Source organism: Jeotgalibacillus marinus (assembly GCF_040801915.1).
Lineage (GTDB): Bacteria > Bacillota > Bacilli > Bacillales > Jeotgalibacillaceae > Jeotgalibacillus > Jeotgalibacillus marinus.
The window spans coordinates 1-316 of the sequence record NZ_JBFMIA010000120.1 but is presented as its reverse complement, the minus strand read 5'-3'; the positions used below and the strand labels follow the sequence as shown (position 1 = coordinate 316).

General features: G+C 48.1%; 1 protein-coding gene. It reads left to right on the top strand.

Annotation, left to right across the window (positions count from 1 at the left end; genetic code table 11):
* Positions 1–316, top strand: a 316-nt coding sequence (locus tag AB1471_RS18890; RefSeq protein ID WP_367780958.1) for a hypothetical protein, incomplete at both ends; no start/stop codon positions are given.

Sequence of the window (316 nt, the reverse complement as noted above, 5' to 3'; positions counted from 1 at the left end):
AAAAAGAAGGGAAAGAGAGGAAGAGGGGGGAAAAGAAGAGGAGAAAAAAAGAAAAAAGAGAAAGGGGGGAGGGAAAAAAAGGAGAGAGAGGGAAAAAGAAAAAGGGAAGAAAAGAGGAGGAGAGAGGGAAAAAGGGAAAGAAGGAGGAAAAGAAAGAAGGAAGAAGAGAGGAAGAAAAGGGGGGAAGAGGGAGAGAGAGAAAGAGAGGGGGAGGGAGGGAAAAGAGGAGAGGAGAGAGAAGGAGGAAAGGGAAGGGAAGAAAGAGGGAGAGGAAAAAGAGGGGGAGGAAGGGGGAGCGAGTGTCATGCGAGTAAGC